The sequence below is a fragment of the Paenibacillus sp. RC84 genome (assembly GCF_041260495.1).
In the GTDB taxonomy this organism is placed as follows: Bacteria; Bacillota; Bacilli; order Paenibacillales; family NBRC-103111; genus Paenibacillus_F.
Genome location: NZ_JBGBYL010000008.1, coordinates 313,993 through 328,993 on the forward strand (window position 1 = coordinate 313,993; position 15,001 = coordinate 328,993).

A 15,001-nucleotide genomic window follows, 5' to 3' on the forward strand; every position below is an offset into this window, starting at 1 on the left:
TTGTAGGCCCGGCGCTCAGGTTGCCTGGCGTCGTCACGGCTGCTCCGTCGAAATCCCGCCGAACTGACACGGACAGTTCCGGGGCACCACGCGAACCGGCCTATATCTTTTATATCAGCCCGAAAGCCCTTCACAAGGGCTTTTTTTATTAGAATTTTATGCAATTAAAGGTTGACAAATAACATAATTCCGATAAAATAAGTTGGTATAAGAATAGGAACGGAATATACGAAGCTTCTGCTTTCGTCCGAGCCTGAAGGAGAGATCAAGCGATGATACAAATCAAGCATGTTCGCAAAACCTTCAAGCAGCGCAGCAGCGGATCATTTACCGCTATTGACGATGTTTCGCTGACCATCAGAAAAGGCGAGTTCGTATCTCTGCTCGGCCCCTCGGGCTGCGGCAAGTCGACGGTGCTCAACATGGTGGCCGGGTTGGAAGGCTATGATGAAGGTACGATTGAAGTGAACGGGACGAAAGTGACCGGACCGGGCTCCGACCGCGTCGTCGTTTTTCAGGAGCATGCGCTGTTTCCGTGGCTGACCGTGCTCGACAATGTCGCCTTCGGCCTTAAGCAGAAGGGCATTCCGAAGAAAGAACGGTACGAGAAAGCGATGGAGCAGATCAAGACGGTCCACCTCAGCAAATTTGCGGACCGTTATCCGCACGAGCTGTCCGGAGGCATGAAGCAGCGTGCCGCTATTGCACGTGCGCTTGCCATGGACCCGGAAATCCTTCTCATGGACGAACCCTTCGCGGCGCTCGATGAGCAGACTCGTCTCATTTTGCATAAAGAACTCGAAGAAATCTGGATGAAAACCGGCAAAACGATCTTGTTTATTACCCATAACATCCGTGAAGCCGTTATCCTGTCCGACCGCGTCGTCGTGATGTCGACCCGTCCGGGAACAATCAAAAAGGAATTCGCCGTACAAGCCGCGCGCCCGCGCGATAATGCCGACTCCGTTATCCATCATGTCGAGAGTGCGATCATGGACGTTCTTGCCGAGGAGCTCGAGAAAGTGGTAAAGGAGGAGATGGGCGATGAGTACAGCCTTAAGAAGAACGATTTTTCTCGTGATTCTGCTGATAGCGTGGGAGGCGGGATATAGAATCTTCGACTGGGGATGGAAATTCCCGTCTCTATTCCAGACCCTGGATGCTTTCCGCCTCGGTTTGACGGACGGGCAGCTTGTGGAAGCGACGCTGAGATCGCTCGGACGGCTGCTGACCGGCTTCTGTATCTCCCTCGTTGTAGGGACTCTGCTCGGTTTTCTTTTTGCCCGCTTCCGGTTTCTGGACGATACGCTCGGTTTTGTCGTCGTTGCCTTGCAGACGGTTCCGAGTATCGCCTGGCTGCCGTTTGCGATCATCTGGTTCGGATTGACGGACACCTCCGTTATTTTCATTACGGCGCTCGGGGCCACCTGGACGATGGCCATGTCGAGCCGCACGGGCATTATGAACATTCCGCCGATCTATCTGAAAGCGGCCCAGACGATGGGCACGGGCAACGGACTGCGGATGTTCTGGCAGATCATGGTGCCGGCCGCCTTCCCTCATCTCATCAACGGGGTGCGGGTAGCCTGGGCGTTCGCCTGGCGGGCGCTGGTAGCCGGGGAACTGATCGCCAAAGGCGTCGGTTTGGGCCAATTGCTTCAGCAGGGCCGCGATATTGCGGATACGGCTCTTATGCTGTGCATCGTCATTATCATTGCGGTGCTCGGCACGATTTCCGACCATCTCTGCTTCAAAAAGCTCGAGGATAAAATCCTGCTCCGCTACGGTCTTGCCTCAAGCGGTAAATAAGTAAGAAACAGACGAACAGATAAAGGGGAGTTTACGATGAAAAAAACAGCTTGGCTGCTTGCACTCATTCTTCTGGTCGGTACGGTGCTCACCGCATGCGGCGGCGGGGATTCCAAAAGTTCCGGCGGAAACGGCGACGGCAAGAAGCCGGAGACAGTCCGCGTCGGTATTTTCAAAAACGTTACGCATGCCGCCGGTTATGTGGCGCTCGAAAATAAATATTTCGAGAAATATTGGGGCGAGGGCGTCAAAGTGGAAGTCACGGCTTTCGATAACGGCTCGGACTTTTCGACCGCTCTGGCTACGGATCAGATTGACCTTGGCTTCGTCGGTCCCGGACCATCCACGAACCAATACCTGAAAAGCAAAAACTTCAAAGTGATTTCCGGTTCCAACAACGGCGGCGCCGTACTGGCTGTCCGTAAAGACGCGGGGATTTCGAGCGTAAAAGATCTTGTAGGCAAAACCGTCGCCATCCCGACACGCGGCAGCACGAACGAAATTTCGCTGCGCCTGCTTCTCCAGCAGGAAGGGCTGAAAGTGACGACGGATAAATCCGGCGTGGAAATTATCGCCCGCGCTCCGGCGGATACGCTGGTTGCGATGCGCCAGAAGGAAGTCGACGCTACGCTTATCCCGGAACCGTGGGGAACCCAGATGGAGAAGGAAGGCATCGGTCAGATTCTCGTGGATTGGGACAAAATCCCGCCGAACAACGGCAACTACCCGCTGACGATCCTGGTCGCGAGCGATAAATTCTTGAAAGATCACCGCGATATGGCCAAAGGCGCGATCCAGGCGAATATCGATGCCATTAACTTCATCAAAAGCAGTCCCGATAAGTCATACGACCTGATCAACAATCAGCTTAAAAAACTGAGCGGCAAAGGTCTGGATAACGAACTGATCAAAGCGGCGCTCTCCCGCCTCAATCTGACGCCGGATGTGAGCAAGGAAGCGATTGAAGAAATGGCAAAAGTATCGATCGATGCCGGCTTCATCAAGAACGTGAAGAAAGAAGAACTGGATCTGAGCAAGTTCCTGGATCTGTCGCTTCTGGACGAAGTGAAAAAAGAGAAAAAATAATTCTTGTGAAAAAGAGTTTGGAAAAAGGACAGCCGGTTAATCGGCTGTCCTTTTTTGGTTAGAAGGCGGAGTCCGCTCCGCGACGCTGGGCCTGCCCCTTGGCTCGGCCAAGCTCAACACAGCAAGGGTACAGTACATCACGGAATAAGACGATCCAGTCAAGTTCTGCGCAGAGCAGTAAAGCTGACAACGATAGCCGGGTTCGATCACGCACGTGCAGGAAATGACTGCGGCAAAGTTCGGCCTGGCAAAGCTTAATGACAGCACCGCGAAGTGCAGCACCGCCAAACACAGCACATGAAGTGCGGCGTCGCGAAGCTCAGCCAAGCGCAGCATCACGAAGTGCGGAACCGCGTTGCTAAAGCCCGCTCAGCCCAGCTCCCGGCCCAGCACGGCTTCGGCCGCCTTGCGGCCCGACAGGACCGCGCCTTCCATCGTCGCGAACATCGGCTGGCGCGTATAGTCGCCGGCAAGGGCGAGGCCCGGCACAGGCGTGCGCTGCTCGGGGCGGAGCTTCTCGCTTCCGGGCCGGACGGAATAGAAGTGATCCGGTCTGCGGATCACCCGGTAATCCTTGGCCTTCGCGCGCAGATCGAGGCCGAGCTTGTCCGCATCCGCGCACACCCGCTCGAAAACGAGATCATCCGGCATGTCGATGAATTCGTCTGGGGGTGAGAGGATCATGGAGACGCGGCCGGGTATGTGCGGGAACGTCGTGCGCGACTGTTCGCTGAAGCTGCCGATGCACGTGCCGGGACCGAAGGTTACCCGGTCCTGCGGAAGGAGCGGCTCGCTGAGCTCCAGCTGAATCGTCACGTCGGGCATCGTCGGCAGTTCGCGGAGAGGCTGATACCATGCCTCTCCTCCGAACGGCGGCTGGAGCAGCCGCTTGGCCGCCGAGATTTCCGTGGCGATGACGACGTGAGCGGCGCTCAGGGCCCCGCCTTCCTGCAGGGAGACGCCCGTGACCCGGCCGTCTTCAAGGCTGAGTCCCTCGGCCGGAGTGCTCAGGCTGATCCGGCAGCCTCTTTTTTCAAGCGCCGCGAGCAGAGGGTTGATCATCACGTCGGTCATACCGCCGTTAAACCCGCCGATCTGCATCTTGTAAAACTTCGGCACCCCCGGCGCAAAAAGCCCGAAGAAGACGAGCGCGGAATAGTCCTCCGGCGGGAGGAACAACACGCCGGACGTAAGCGGCCCCAGCACATGACGCAGCGCCTCGTCCTTGACGCCGTGCTTGCGGGCGAATTCGGCTACGCTGTACGTATCCAGCTCCATCCGGTTCTCCGACAGCAGCTTAAGGCCCTCTGCCACAAAGGGCATCAGGGAAGCTTTGTCGGCCGGCGAAATAATATCGTTGTTGGTGAAAGCTCCCACAATCGTTTTAATGGGGGATTTCAAAGGGGCGATTCCGAATTCTCCGGCCGTTTCCCCGTCGGGGAGCCGGATTTCGAACGTTTTTTCCCAAGTCAGCATGCTGTTCGGTTTAATCCTTGCTCTTTTCAGCAGATTCGGGAGCGCTTCATAAAATCCGATAAATTTATGAAAGCCCGATTCGACTTCCATGCCGGCATCCGACCAGTTCGATGTGCGGCCTCCGGCGAAAGGCGCCGCTTCTATAATATGTACGCGTTGTCCTTGTTCGGCGAGCTCAAATGCGCAGCTGAGGCCCGCCAGGCCCGAGCCGACAATAAGCGTATCGAATTGTGAATCGTTCACTATTTCCACCGCCTCTTTTCTCTAAATAAGCGGGGGACGCTGCCAAACCCGCACCTATACCCCTTTACCCCGGGGAAGCGCGGATTAATCCTCCCGGGGCTGTGGAGGCGTAAGCTCCGGATACGGGATATTTTCGTTGGGAGCTAACGGCTTGTAGAGAAAGCAGTTGCCCGGAATCTTCAGATTAGGTTCATAGACGGCCAGTTTATTAAGGAAATAGCAGCTTTCCGGCAGATGGTGGTCCAGGAACCGCAGCGTCAGGCGGCTGAGAAGTTCTTCATCGACATACATGTCGATGACTTTCACGACAAAGTCATAGAAATTGATAATGGCTACCGCCACATCCGCCGCAAATCGGCGCTGGGCCGGGAAACCCGGAGGGGTGAAGCGGAGATAGCCGCCCATGGCGCGATTTTTGACCATATATGCCTGAAAGGTATTGGAATATCGGCGGGCTTGCTCCGACAATTCGATTTCTACGGGGTCCAGGTGGTCCCAGAGCAGAACGGCATGGCCTAGCTGATCCTCCAGCCACATATCCAGCAGTCCGTACAGCGTCAATTCTTCCGCCTCGACGCCCCGGGTCCAGAACGACAGTAACCGGAGATATTCCTCGTTCTCGATTAACGTTCCGTTAAAGTAGGAGGGGGTCAGCTCCAGTACGATTTTGTTGCTTATCCGCAGGCTTTGGATATGTCCTTCGAACTGATAGTAGCCGCTTGCGGCCGGAAGGATATCCTGGGCCAGTTTGATCATCACCGGTGAAGATACCGGCAGATCCTGCGGAGTCAGCTCGACTTGCTTGACGAGGGCGGCGAAAGCCTGACGGAATCCGTTTGCCGTCTGAATAAGGGGCTGCTCGCTCGGTGCGAGGGCCTGCCATACGAAGGTCGCATGATCATAAAGAATGCCTAGCCAGAAACGGTGCTCCGTCCATATGCTGAGCTTGGGTGTTGGGGCCACCGTAAAACCTCCCGTTCTTTGGTATGCCTGATCGGTAATCGCAGGGTCCGCACGCGACGGTGCGCTTGAGATGAAGTTCTTCTATTAGTTGGCGCTGGCGAGGGACTGCTCATCTTTGCGGTTCTTGGCCGAAGGGGCGCTGGAGATCGGGCTCGGCGCTTTGTCGTCCTGCCCGGAAGCCGTCATTGTGCTCGTTCCCTGGAAAACGCCGCCTTCCTGCATGATGAAAGCCCGGACCTGAATGTTTCCGATCAGTTCTCCGGTGCTCATCACGGTCAGCTTGCCTTTGGTCGTTACATTCCCGTTCACTTTGCCCGCGATCGTGACATCTCTCGCCTGGATGGATGAATGAACGACCGCATTTTCCCCGATGACGATATCGCCTGCGCATTCGATGTCTCCCAGCACCTGTCCTTCGATACGAAGACTGGCTTCCGAAAGAATCTTTCCTTCGCAGACCGTGCTTTCTCCGATGATCGTGTCGGTCGTTTTGTTGTCCGTATTCCGTTTTTTATCGAATACCATGTCAGTTATCATCCTTTCGATCGGAAATAAGGTAAGGAGAGGGGTTGATTTTCGTGCCGTTTTTGTGGACTTCGTAATGCAGATGAGTTCCCGTGCTTCGTCCGGTCGTTCCGACGCGTCCGATAATTTGGCCCTTGCGGACGGTGCTGCCTGCCTGTACCTCCATTTTGTTCAGATGGAGGTATTCGGTTTCGATGCCTCTCGTATGGTCGATGCGGATATGATTCCCGTGCTGGGAATCGTAACCGGCCGCAGTGACCGTGCCGTCGGCGGCGGCATAGACGGGATCGTTCAGCTCGCCGTCGATGTCGAGGCCGGTGTGCACATTAGGCTTCCCGGTGAAAGGATCCTGCCTAACCCCGAAACCCGAGGTGACCGTGCGGGAATCCGACGGCCAGATGGTGGGGGTGATTCGTTTCAGCCGGCGTGCTTCCTGCAGCTTTCGCTCGCTCTCCGTCAACTGGACAAGCAGACCGTCGATATCGCCGATCATTCCGGAGAGGCTGGACCGCGTTTGCGCCGCCAGTTCATTCATTTCGCGGGTACCGGCCGGCGCTTCCGTGCCGCCGACATCGGGGGCGAGCGAAGGCGGGGGAGCGGTGCCTTTTCCGGAAGAAGCCGCAGTACCCGGACTTATCTTATTCTCCAACTTGCGGATTTCCTCCAGCTTGCTTTTGAACTGCTCGGCCTGCTTCGATAAATCGATCAGTTCGATCTGCAGCTTTTCAAGCTCCGTATCTTTCAGCATCAACTGTTCGGTAAGCTGCTTTTCCTGACCGGTAAACGTTTCGGTAAGCTGCTCCGTTGTGCTCCGGTGGCTGGTGTTCTGGACGTAGATGGTCAGGGAGAAGCCGAGGATGACAAGGGCGGCGGCGGATGGAACGGCATACAGGCTGATGCGGGGGATCCTGAAACGGACGACCCGCTTGTCGGCGCCGGGAATGAACATAAGCGTCAGTTCTTTCTTGTCCTCTTTGGTCTTCATGCGATGAACCTTCCTTTCGCGCGAAACCGAACCCCTAACGAATTGTATTCAGGACTTTTGGCGTACATGCCGCATAAATTCGGACAAATAACGGGCGAAGAGACGGAAATGCCTGTTCTTACGCTAGAAACAGAACCTGAAAAAAAGGAAGATAAACGAAAAAAGAGCCTGACTTCTCCTTTTTGAAGGAGTGGTCATAGCTCTTCCATATGATGTGAGTATAGTGTGAATTCCAAGACAGAAGTACGTCAGCGCAGCATCTGCATGACACTTTTGGCGAACAGGCTGGACAGGCGCCGGCTGCTGCCTTTACGGGTGTTTTTATTTTTATCGCGTCTATTTTCCATAAAGCGGGTAAAATAGCCGTCCAGCTCACTCAAAGAAGTCAATTCCTCCCCGTAACCGTGCTCCGTGAAGTATTGGCAGTTCTCTTCCTCCTGGCCCGGAATCGGATTATAGAAGAGCATCGGCACGCCTTTGATCATGGCTTCCGTGCAGGTCATGCCGCCCGGCTTGGTGATCAGGAGGTCGGACACCTCCATGAGCTTGCCGATCTCCCGGGTGTACCCGAACAGATGAATGTTCGGATGCCGGTACAGCTCGCTCGACTGAAGCTGCTGGCGCGCCTTCTCGTTCGTGCCGAGGCAGAAGAGCAGCTGGACGCGGTCGCGCCACTGCACGATGCGCTTCAGCAGCTTCTCGTCGAGCAGCCCCCAGCCGCCGCCCATCAGCATCACGGTCGGCATATCCCGGAGTCCGAACTCCAGGTAAATCTCATCGACCGAATACTGTTCGCTGATGCTTGGGTGAACGGGCAGGCCCGTCACTTTGATTCTGCGGGAAGAGACGCCTTTCGCCACAAGTCTGCGTTTGACGTCGGGGGCCGAGACGAAATACCTGTCCACTTCATCGTTGATCCACGACCCGTGTGCATCATAGTCCGTCAACAGCGTGCAGAGCGGGATATTAAGCCCAAGCTGTTTTTTCAGGCGCGACACGATCAGGTTCGGAAAAGGATGGGTACAGATAATAATGTCCGGCCGCAGCTGTTCGATCACGGCTTCCGCCTTGCGGTAGAAAATCCGGTGCAGGGCATGCTGCAAAAAACCGTTCAGCGGCTTTTTCGATTGGGAGCGGTAAAGCTTCCCGTACAGCTTCGGCTGGGAAACGACTGTTTTGCGATAAGCTGTAAAGATCCAAGGTGCTATCGTCGGATGAAGAAACGCACCGAGTTCCAGCACGCGGATGATCAGCCCGGGATTCGTCCTGCGCAGAGCGGACGCTAATGCGTGAGCCGCCTGGGTATGTCCGGATCCGAATCCCTCCGAAAGGAGCAGAATTCGTTTTTTTCTCAAGAAACCTCACCTTTCCTTAATCGACAAAATAGCCGGGAAGCGCGCGTGCAGGCTCTGAATTCTGGATGGAGGTCTGGCGCCGGATCGGGCATTCTGTGTTCGGCGGTCAGTGCTGTTCCGCCTCTCTTTTCTTATCTGTGTAGCATTTCCGGCAGACGGGAATGTAGCTCTCGTTGCCGCCGATCTGGATCTGCTCCCCGTGAAAAATAGGAACGCCGTCCTTACAGCGCATGTTCATCGTAGCTTTTTTATCGCAATACCAGCACACGGTTTTGATTTCCTCGATTTTATCGGCGATGGCGAACAAGCTGGCGCTGCCTTCGAAAAGCTGTCCCATAAAATCCGCCCGCAGCCCGTAGGCGATAACCGGTATATTAAGGTCGTCCGCGATTTCGGCAAGCTGCTCGATCTGTCCGGCATGAAGAAATTGAGCTTCGTCGATCAAGATGCAGTTCGGCCGCTCTTTGGCCGCCAGTTCTTTCATATTGACCCCGTCTTGAATGACGATGGCGCTCTTCTGCATGCCGATGCGGGAGGCAACGATACCGACTCCGCTTCGGTCATCCACCGAGGGGGTGAAGAGTAATACTTTCTTACCCTGTTCTTCGTAGTTGTGAACAGTGCGGAGCACTTCAATGGATTTGCCGCTGTTCATGGTTCCGTATCGGAAATATAATTTAGCCACAGGTGTCGTCCTCTCTGTTACCAATAAACCATCAGGTATATGCTATCATAGCATGTTTTATGTGTCAGAAAAAAGGGCATGGATGGAAGCGGCATCCGAGCGCTGGAGGAAAGTGGAAAAACCTGCCTTTTTGTGTAGCTAACTTCCTCACGGCAAGTTATGATAGAAGAATAAAGACGGGGCCGCTCGGGACGGGCTTCCGTTCGGTGGAACGGTACCGGAGGAGAGAGGCAGGAAGGCGGAATGAAGGCCGTACGGGAAGGCAGACGGAAGAACAAACGGTGGAAACAATGGTTGTACGGATTTTTGTCCTGCATGGGAGCTATTCTATTATATATAGTAGGAATGAGCGGATGGATTTATTATGTGGGAGAGAATTCCCGCGGAACCGAGAGCGATACGATCATTATTCTGGGCGCGGCCGTCTGGAACGGAAAGCCCAGCAACGCAATGAAAGAGCGGCTGGATATCGCGGTCGAGGCCTACCGGAGCGGGCTGGCCAAGAATATCATCGCAACGGGCGGAACGAAGACAAGCGAACCGACGGAAGCCAGTGTGATGCGGAGCTACCTCGTCGGCAAAGGCATCCCGGAGTCGGCGGTCTTTCTGGAGGATGAGTCTACATCCACGATAGAGAATCTGGACAACAGCCGTAAGATCATGGAGAGGGAGAAGTGGGAGACGGCGATTATCGTAACGCACGGCTTTCATACGTACCGTTCCCTGCTTATGGCAAGGAGCCTAAACATGAACGTAACGGCTGAGCCGGTCCGGATCAAACCCGTGGCGATCTACTATTATACGCTGCGCGAATGCGCCGGACTTACATATTTTATGGGCGAACGCCTTCTAAAGACGATCGGAATCGGATAAATCTCCTTGTCCAAACACAAACATTTGAAGGGTAAGTCCATGTTAACTTTCGGATTTGAAAATATTGTAAACTAACATTAAATGGTAGATTTGTAGATTCGAAAAAAACGATATTTTTCCCCGGAATCTCTGAGTTTCAAGCCCTGTCCAGGGTTTCCCATTAAAATTTTTTTTCAACCCATAACCTTTTTTTAAATTGCACTCTAGAAAGTCTAATGTTAATATAATAGAAAAATATCGAGGCGAATCGCTAAAAGATTCGGTTTTTGGGCAAATACAGGCGAATTTGGCAAGTTACGCGCGTATTTCCGGACTTCACCCCTTTAATGCAGGCATGAAACGTTGCTCTACCCAAATAAACAAGAGGAAAGGTTGCACAATCATGAACAGAAACGCTTCCCCTTCCAAACAAGGTTTGTACGATCCGCGGTTCGAGCATGATGCCTGCGGCATTGGTTTTGTTGCGAATATGAAAGGCAGGCCTTCCCATGAAATCGTCGGGCAGGCGTTGAATGTGCTTTGCAATCTGGACCACCGGGGCGGCCAGGGCAGCGAAGCCAATACGGGTGACGGCGCCGGTATCCTGCTGCAGATTCCGCACGGATTTCTCAGCAAGGTTTGCGCCGAAGAAAACATATCTCTGCCGGAAGCCGGCACTTACGGCGTCGGCATGGCTTTCCTCCCGCAGGAGCTGGAAGCCAGACAGCAGTGCGAGCGCATCGCGGAGCGGATTATCAAGGAAGAAGGCCAGCAGTTCCTGGGCTGGAGAACGGTGCCTACCGACAATGCCACCCTCGGCGAATCGGCCAAAGCTTCCGAGCCTTTCGTGCGTCAGTTGTTTATCGCCCGCAGCGGAGATATTCAAGACGAACTGAACTTCGAACGCAAACTGTATGTCATCCGCAAGCGGATCGAGAATGAAACCCGCGCCCTGGATAACGCGCCGCTTTACTTCCCCAGCTTATCCAGCCGTACCATCGTATACAAAGGCATGCTCACTCCCGAGCAGGTAGACGCTTATTACACGGAATTGCAAGACCCGTCCTTCGAGACAGCTATGGCCCTCGTTCACTCCCGTTTCAGTACCAACACTTTTCCAAGCTGGGAACGCGCCCACCCTTACCGCTACGTCATCCACAACGGTGAAATCAATACCCTGCGGGGCAACGTTAACTGGATGCACGCCCGTCAAGCTATGATCCAAACGGATTTATTCGGTGAAAATTTCCAAAGTCTGCTCCCGATTGTCGATAACGACGGATCGGATTCTCAAATTCTAGATAACACGCTCGAATTCCTTACGCTTTCCGGACGTTCTTTGCCGCACGCGGCCATGATGATGGTTCCGGAGCCGTGGTCCAAGCACGAAACGATGGATCCGGCCAAACGCGCCTTTTACGAATACCACAGCACCCTGATGGAGCCTTGGGACGGTCCTGCCGCGATTTCGTTCACGGACGGCCGCATTATCGGCGCCCTGCTTGACCGCAACGGTCTTCGCCCGGCCCGTTATTATGTTACGCATGACGATCTTATCGTCCTGTCGTCCGAAGTCGGCGTGCTCAGCATCGAACCGGAGCGCATTGCTCGCAAAGAACGTCTGCAGCCGGGACGCATGCTTGTCGTCGATACGGTGACGGGACGTATTCTGACCGATGAAGAGATCAAAGGACAGATCATTAACGAGCAGCCTTACCAGGAATGGCTCAAGAAACATCTCGTTTCCATCGGGGAACTGCCGGAAGCCGCTTCCGAGCCGCAGCCGGATCACGATCTGCTCGTTCAGCGCCAGCAGGCATTCGGCTACACATTCGAGTATCTCCGCAAATTCCTGGAGCCAATGGCCAAAACCGGCGTCGATCCGATCGGTTCCATGGGCTATGACGCGCCTTTGGCTGTTCTGTCGGAACGCCCGCAGCTTCTTTACAGCTACTTCAAGCAGTTGTTCGCTCAAGTAACGAACCCGCCGATCGACTCCAACTTCGAGGAGATCGTCACGGCGCAGGAAACGACGATCGGACCGGAGCGCAACCTGATCCGTCCGGAAGCGGAAAGCTGTCGTCAGGTCCGTATTCCGACTCCGGTTATCTCCAACGAGGAACTGGCGAAGCTGCGCCACATCAAGCGTGAAGGCTTTAAATCCGTCACGCTCAAGACTCTCTTCCAGGCATCGTCGGGAAGCCAAGGGCTTGAGCAGGCGATGGAGGAGCTCTATACGGCTGCCGATGAAGCGATTACAGACGGAGCTACTTTCCTGATCCTCTCCGATAGAGGCATGGACGGGGAACAGGCGGCTATTCCGGCCCTGCTGGCCGTTGCCGGACTGCATCATCATTTGATCCGTCAGGGAACAAGAACCAAAGCGAGCCTGATCGTCGAGTCCGGGGAACCGCGCGAAGTGCATCATTTTGCTCTGCTGCTTGGCTATGGAGCGGGCGCGATCAACCCGTATCTCGCTTTCGAGACGCTTAAAGATATGATCGGCAACGGTCAAATTAGAGATATCACGGAAGAGAAAGCTTCCTATAACTATATCAAGGCATCAACCAAAGGGGTTGTCAAAGTCCTGGCGAAAATGGGGATTTCGACCATCCAGAGTTACCGGGGCGCGCAGATTTTCGAAGCGGTCGGCCTCAGCCAGGAATTCGTGGACCGTTACTTCACCTGGACCTACACGCCTGTCGAAGGCATCGGCCTCGACGGAGTGGCACAAGAGACGCTGCAGCGCCATCAGCGGGCTTATTCTCCGCGCGACGGACGCGACCGCGTTCTGGATGCCGGCGGCGAACTGCAATGGCGTCAGGACGGCGAGGATCACGTGTTCACGCCGGAGACGATCCACTCGCTGCAGACCGCGGTGCGGAACAATGACTATTCCATGTACAAAAAATTCGCCGAGCTCATCAATCGTGAGTCCAAGAAAGCGGCTTCGCTGCGCGGCCTGCTGAAGCTGAAATCGGACCGCTCGCCGGTTCCGGTGTCGGAAGTCGAGCCGATCGAAGCGATCTTCAAGCGGTTCAAGACCGGGGCCATGTCTTTCGGTTCCATCAGCAAGGAAGCGCACGAAGCGCTTGCCATCGCCATGAACCGTATCGGCGGCCGCAGCAACACCGGCGAGGGCGGGGAGCATCCGAACCGCTTCACGCCGGATGAGAACGGCGATCTGCGCAGAAGCTCCATCAAGCAGGTAGCTTCCGGCCGGTTCGGCGTAACGAGCAATTACCTCGTCAATGCCGACGAGATTCAGATCAAGATGGCCCAAGGCGCCAAGCCGGGAGAAGGCGGGCAGCTGCCGGGCAAGAAAGTATATCCTTGGGTAGCGGAAGTGCGCGGTACGACGGCCGGCGTCGGCCTGATCTCCCCGCCTCCGCACCATGACATCTATTCCATCGAGGATCTGGCGGAACTGATCCACGATCTCAAGAATGCGAACCCTCAGGCCCGCATCAGCGTGAAGCTCGTCTCCGAAGTCGGTGTCGGCACGATCGCGGCCGGCGTGGCCAAGGGCAAGGCGGACGTTATCCTGATCAGCGGCTACGACGGCGGTACGGGCGCTTCGCCGCAGACGAGTATCCGCCACGCGGGACTTCCTTGGGAGCTGGGCCTGGCCGAAGCTCACCAGACGCTCATCCTGAACAACCTGAGAAGCCGCGTCGTGCTGGAATCCGACGGCAAAATGATGACCGGCCGCGACGTGATCGTCGCAGCGCTGCTGGGAGCCGAGGAATACGGCTTCTCCACGGCTCCGCTCATCTCGCTGGGCTGCATCATGATGCGGGTGTGTCACCTTGACACATGTCCGGTCGGAGTGGCGACGCAGAATCCGGAACTTCGCAAGCATTTCATGGGCGAGCCGGAGCATGTCGTGAACTTCATGCACTTCATCGCTCAAGATGTTCGCGAAACGATGGCTGAGCTCGGCTTCCGCACGCTGGAAGAGATGATCGGCCGCACCGAATTCCTGGCCCAGGAAGAAGAAGCGGGGCACTGGAAGCTCGAAGGTCTCGACCTGAGCCCGCTGCTTCACCAGCCGGAGATGCCGGAAGAGGTCGGCCGCTACAACCAGATGCAGCAGGATCACGGACTGGAGAAATCGCTCGACATGCGCGAAATTCTTCCGCTCTGCAAACCTGCGCTGGAGTACCAGGATCACGTCCGCATCGAACTGCCGATTAACAACACGAACCGGGTTGTCGGCACGATTCTCGGCAGCGAAGTGACCCGCCGTTACGGCGCGAAAGGGCTCCCGCACGACACGATCCGCCTGCATTTCACCGGCTCCGCCGGTCAAAGCTTCGGCGCATTCGTGCCTAAGGGCGTGACGCTGTCGCTGGAAGGCGACGCCAACGATTACGTCGGCAAGGGATTGTCCGGCGGTAAAGTCGTCATCTTCCCGCCGAGCGAATCGACGTTCGTGCCGGAAGACAACATCGTCATCGGCAACGTGGGCTTCTACGGAGCTACCGACGGGGAAGCGTATATCCGCGGTATCGCGGGCGAACGCTTCGCTGTCCGCAACTCCGGCGTGCGCGTCGTTGTCGAAGGCGTGGGCGACCACGGCTGCGAGTACATGACGGGCGGACGCGTCGTCATCCTCGGCAAGACCGGCCGCAACTTCGCGGCGGGCATGTCCGGCGGCGTAGCTTACGTCCTCGACGAGGACGGTACGATGGCCAGCCGCTGCAACACCGAGATGGTGTCGCTGGAGCAGGTGGAAGAAAGCTATGAAATCAACGAACTGAAGCTGATGATTCAGCATCATGCAACCTTTACCGACAGCTCGATCGCACACCGCGTGCTGGGCCGTTGGGATGAATATATCTGGAAATTCGTGAAAGTCATTCCGAAGGATTATAAACGGATGTTCGATGCAATCGAGCGGATGAAGAGATCCGGACTGAGCCAGCAGGATGCCGTTATGAAGGCGTTCGAAGAAAACACGCGCGATCTGGCCCGTGTCGGCGGCAACTAATTCATAACGAGCAGGACAGATTCTATACG

Annotated in this window: 11 protein-coding genes; 5 read left to right on the plus strand and 6 right to left on the minus strand. The window is 55.5% G+C overall.

Translation table 11 applies throughout. From position 1 onward, the window contains the following. Nucleotides 1–272: 272 nt before the first annotated feature. Genes ABH899_RS19580 through ABH899_RS19590 form a run of 3 tightly spaced genes read left to right on the plus strand, consistent with a single transcriptional unit; the run spans nucleotide 273 to nucleotide 2,895 of the window. Nucleotides 273–1,112 carry an ABC transporter ATP-binding protein gene (locus ABH899_RS19580; protein WP_009674680.1) on the plus strand — a complete coding sequence of 280 codons (840 nt, stop codon included), beginning with the start codon at nucleotides 273–275 and terminating at the stop codon, nucleotides 1,110–1,112. Next, nucleotides 1,045–1,809 (plus strand): ABC transporter permease, encoded by a 765-nt coding sequence (locus tag ABH899_RS19585; protein ID WP_231392098.1) that lies wholly within the window; start codon nucleotides 1,045–1,047, stop codon nucleotides 1,807–1,809. The genes ABH899_RS19580 and ABH899_RS19585 overlap by 68 nt, the downstream gene beginning before the upstream one ends. A 36-nt stretch (nucleotides 1,810–1,845) precedes the next feature. Then, nucleotides 1,846–2,895 (plus strand): ABC transporter substrate-binding protein, encoded by a 1,050-nt coding sequence (locus tag ABH899_RS19590; RefSeq protein ID WP_369999625.1) that lies wholly within the window; start codon nucleotides 1,846–1,848, stop codon nucleotides 2,893–2,895. Nucleotides 2,896–3,264: 369 nt separating this feature from the next. Here the strand turns inward: ABH899_RS19590 and ABH899_RS19595 are convergent, their stop codons facing one another. The 6 genes from ABH899_RS19595 to ABH899_RS19620 form a co-directional block, all read right to left on the minus strand. Then, the gene (locus ABH899_RS19595) at nucleotides 3,265–4,614 is read right to left on the minus strand and encodes a hydroxysqualene dehydroxylase (protein WP_369999628.1); all 1,350 of its coding nucleotides are present in this window, start codon (nucleotides 4,612–4,614) and stop codon (nucleotides 3,265–3,267) included. 84 nt (nucleotides 4,615–4,698) lie between these two features. Beyond that, nucleotides 4,699–5,577, minus strand: coding sequence for a DUF2935 domain-containing protein (locus ABH899_RS19600; protein ID WP_369999631.1), 879 nt, complete (start codon nucleotides 5,575–5,577; stop codon nucleotides 4,699–4,701). Between the two features lie 84 nt (nucleotides 5,578–5,661). Further along, on the minus strand, nucleotides 5,662–6,102 hold the full coding sequence (locus ABH899_RS19605; RefSeq protein ID WP_369999634.1) for a bactofilin family protein: 441 nt from the start codon (nucleotides 6,100–6,102) through the stop codon (nucleotides 5,662–5,664). A gap of 1 nt (nucleotide 6,103) precedes the next feature. Beyond that, nucleotides 6,104–7,087 (minus strand): M23 family metallopeptidase, encoded by a 984-nt coding sequence (locus ABH899_RS19610; RefSeq protein ID WP_369999637.1) that lies wholly within the window; start codon nucleotides 7,085–7,087, stop codon nucleotides 6,104–6,106. A 248-nt stretch (nucleotides 7,088–7,335) separates the two neighbouring features. Next, complete coding sequence (locus ABH899_RS19615) at nucleotides 7,336–8,442, minus strand: MGDG synthase family glycosyltransferase (RefSeq protein ID WP_369999640.1); 1,107 nt, start codon at nucleotides 8,440–8,442, stop codon at nucleotides 7,336–7,338. A gap of 106 nt (nucleotides 8,443–8,548) precedes the next feature. Next, complete coding sequence (locus tag ABH899_RS19620; RefSeq protein ID WP_369999643.1) at nucleotides 8,549–9,127, minus strand: thymidine kinase; 579 nt, start codon at nucleotides 9,125–9,127, stop codon at nucleotides 8,549–8,551. A 243-nt stretch (nucleotides 9,128–9,370) separates the two neighbouring features. On the opposite strand from ABH899_RS19620, the gene ABH899_RS19625 reads away from it, so the two are divergent. Together ABH899_RS19625 and gltB are read left to right on the plus strand one after the other, a co-directional pair. Then, entirely contained in the window at nucleotides 9,371–10,000 is a 630-nt protein-coding gene (locus ABH899_RS19625) for a YdcF family protein (RefSeq protein WP_369999646.1), read from the plus strand. 382 nt (nucleotides 10,001–10,382) lie between these two features. Next, nucleotides 10,383–14,972 carry a glutamate synthase large subunit gene (gltB, locus tag ABH899_RS19630; protein ID WP_369999649.1) on the plus strand — a complete coding sequence of 1,530 codons (4,590 nt, stop codon included), beginning with the start codon at nucleotides 10,383–10,385 and terminating at the stop codon, nucleotides 14,970–14,972. The last annotated feature ends 29 nt before the right edge of the window (nucleotides 14,973–15,001 follow it).